The organism is Gemmatimonadota bacterium (assembly GCA_026387915.1).
Lineage (GTDB): Bacteria > Gemmatimonadota > Gemmatimonadetes > Gemmatimonadales > Gemmatimonadaceae > Fen-1231.
The window spans coordinates 1-2,835 of record JAPLKS010000010.1 but is presented as its reverse complement, the minus strand read 5'-3'; the positions used below and the strand labels follow the sequence as shown (position 1 = coordinate 2,835).

Genomic DNA, 2,835 nt, shown 5'->3' with positions numbered 1-2,835 from the left:
GCCGGCCGGCACCCACCACGAGCACGCGGCTGGTGGCTTCGGCTTCCGATCGCAGTGCACCAATCGCAAGCCGGCGCCAAAGTCTCGGAGCAATCACCGCAGTGGCCGCCAACGCGCAGTCAATGAAAATCACCGCGAGCGGCAGGCGGAATCCCTGCGGCGGGATGTAGCGCACCACGAATCCACCGTGAAGCAAACAAAGGGCCGACGACACCAGCACCGCCGTCAGCAACCGGCTCACGTCCAGTGCGCTAGCATAGTGCCAAAGAGCGGTGTACGCCCCAGCACGCCAGTTGGCCACCAAACGAATCCCCAGCGCCCCGAGGGTGTATTTGATGAGCAATATTTGCTGCTCGTGCGAGAACGAGACGGACTCGATTCGAACCGCCAGCGCTACCGCAGGGGTTGCCAGCAGCAGCAATACGTCAATCACCCAGTGGCTCAACGCGGACCGGGTGTCGGGGCGGCTTGGTGAGGCGGACTGAGACGTCATGCCGGAGTAGTCGGGTTCTCGATGGACCAGTCGGGCGGCGATCGCAACTATGAGCGTTGCGCACAACCGTCGGGGTACTAAATTGCTCTGGAAGTTACTTGCCCGTCTGCATTTACACCACTTCCCGCCCGTTGTTGCCCCATAGTCGTTTAGCGGCCGCCGCCGTCGCGGGTTCTCCCGCCCGAACAGCGTCCGATACCCCGCTTTTGGCCTCCTCCAACCCAGTGCTCCCAATGCGCGTGGTTCTCGTCACCGCTGGCGAACCGCTCCCCACCGACCGAGCCGATATTCGGCTCCATCGGACCGGGCAGTTCGCGGCGTGGCTCGCTGCTCGCGGACACGAGGTGGACTGGGTCACCAACCGGTTCGATCACTTCCAAAAGAAGCAGCGCCCCAGCGTGGGCGTGCTGACCCTAGCGCCGAACTACCGCATTCACCTGCTCGAAAGCCGCGGCTACCGACGCAATATCAGCATCGAACGCTTTCTCGATCACGCTGACCTGGGCCGCGACTTTCACGCCCGCGCTTCGCAACTGGGCCGCGCCGACGTGATGCTCGCGGCCATGCCAACCATCGAGCTGGCCGCCGAGTCGGTGCGGTGGGCGCGGAGCGTGGGTGCGGCGAGTTTGGTAGATATCCGCGACCTCTGGCCCGACATCATGATTGAGCGCGCACCCGTCGGTGCGCGTTGGCTGGCACAGCTTGTACTCTCCAAGCTCTCGAGTACACTCACCCTCGCTCTGCGCGGCGCCGACGGCATCATTGCCCAGAACGAGCCCTTCGTGCATTGGGGCCTCGCCCACGCACAGCGCACCGCAGGCCCGCTCGACCTGGTCATTCCCCTCGGCTACGAACTTCGCCCGCTCGAAGAAGCCGACCGCGCTGCCGCCCTGCAGTTCTGGCGCAATCAAGGACTCGACCTCGGCGAAAACGCCCCGCCAGTGATGGCGTTCGCCGGGAGCGTGAGCAGTCAGTTCGACTTTGCTCCAGTGCTCGCTGCGGGAAACCAGCTTCGCTCGCGCGGCGTGCGCACCGTCATCTGTGGCATCGGCGAACGCGTCGGCGAACTCAACAGTGCAGCAAAATCGCGGAGCGACCTACTACTCCCTGGCTGGTGCTCCTACGCGCAACTGCGTGTGCTCCTCGAGCGCTCCACCATCGGACTGCTGCCGTACAAGGACTCCGTGAATTTCCAAAACGCCGTGCCCAACAAAGCGGGTGAATATCTAGCCCACGGACTTCCGCTGGCGTGGAGTCTCGGCACAGGGCCGCTGGCGGCGCTGATCTCCAAGCACAACGTCGGCTACTCGTACGGCAAGGACGGCACGCAACTCGCCGCCGCCGTCACGACCCTGCTCGAATCGCCTGCCGAAGCCACCGCGGCTCACGACGCCGCCCGAGCGCTGTTCCACGCCGAGTTCGACGCCGACAGCGTGCACCAACGCTTGCTCGACCACCTCACGCTCGCGGCCCAGCGCCGTTCGGCGGCCTCATGATCAAACGCATTTTCGATTTTGCCGCGGCCACCCTCGGCCTCATCGTCCTCTCCCCGCTGTTCCTGCTCCTCGCGCTCTGGATCAAGCGCGACTCCCCCGGCCCTGTTTTCTACCGCGGCGTCCGAGGAGCTCGGGGCGGCGGCTCGTTCCGTATCTTCAAGTTCCGATCGATGGTACAGGACGCCGAAAAACCTGGCCAGCTTTCAACGAGTAATGCCGACTCCCGCGTCACCGCCTCGGGTCGCTTCATTCGCCGTTTCAAGTTCGACGAATTTGCCCAACTCATCAACGTATTTCTCGGCGACATGAGTCTCGTTGGCCCCCGCCCAGAAGTGCTCAAGTATGCCGACAAATACACTGGCGAGTTGAGGCAGATCCTCGACGTGCGCCCCGGCATCACCGACTGGGCCAGTATCTGGAACAACGACGAGGGCGCGGTGTTAGCGGGGTACCCAGACGCGGACCTCGCATTTGAGGAACTCATTCAGCCCACCAAGCTGCAACTTCAGCTCCGGTACGTGCGCACCCGCACCTTCGTGAGCGACCTCAAGATTCTGTTCTACACGGTCTGGCTCATACTGGACCGCGACTTCTACCCGAAAGAACTGAACGACACGCCGCGCCTGACAAAACACGCCTGACCGCAACGTTGCCCGTAAGCGCCTTGGTCCGATGCACACGCAATCCTCACGCCTCCACTCTCCGCTCTCGCCATGACCGCCACTCGCGAAATCCCGTTCTTCAACTACCGCGGCACCTTCGCCGCCATTGAGCAGGAACTCACCAGCACGTTCCACGATGTGCTCTCGCGTGGCGCGTTCATCATGCAAAAAGATCTGCGTGACT

Annotated in this window: 3 protein-coding genes; 2 read left to right on the top strand and 1 reads right to left on the bottom strand. The window is 63.3% G+C overall.

Going from position 1 to position 2,835, the window contains the following annotated elements; translation table 11 throughout:
• Nucleotides 1-493: hypothetical protein (locus NTZ43_05570; protein MCX5766676.1), on the bottom strand; the 493-nt coding region annotated here is incomplete at its 3' end.
• A 233-nt stretch (nt 494-726) separates the two neighbouring features.
• Between NTZ43_05570 and NTZ43_05565 the strand changes: the two genes are divergently transcribed.
• Both NTZ43_05565 and NTZ43_05560 read left to right on the top strand, forming a co-directional pair.
• On the top strand, nt 727-1,989 hold the full coding sequence (locus NTZ43_05565; GenBank protein ID MCX5766675.1) for a glycosyltransferase: 1,263 nt from the start codon (nt 727-729) through the stop codon (nt 1,987-1,989).
• Nucleotides 1,986-2,630: a sugar transferase gene (locus NTZ43_05560; protein ID MCX5766674.1), complete on the top strand. Its 645-nt coding sequence runs from the start codon at nt 1,986-1,988 to the stop codon at nt 2,628-2,630. Before NTZ43_05565 ends, NTZ43_05560 begins: the two co-directional genes overlap by 4 nt.
• Nucleotides 2,631-2,835 lie beyond the last annotated feature (205 nt).

What these genes read in the sequence shown, in the direction of transcription:
- NTZ43_05565 (MCX5766675.1), top strand. Translation starts at nt 727, where the DNA reads ATGCGCGTGGTTCTCGTCACCGCTGGCGAACCGCTCCCCACCGACCGA.
- NTZ43_05560 (MCX5766674.1), top strand. Translation starts at nt 1,986, where the DNA reads ATGATCAAACGCATTTTCGATTTTGCCGCGGCCACCCTCGGCCTCATC.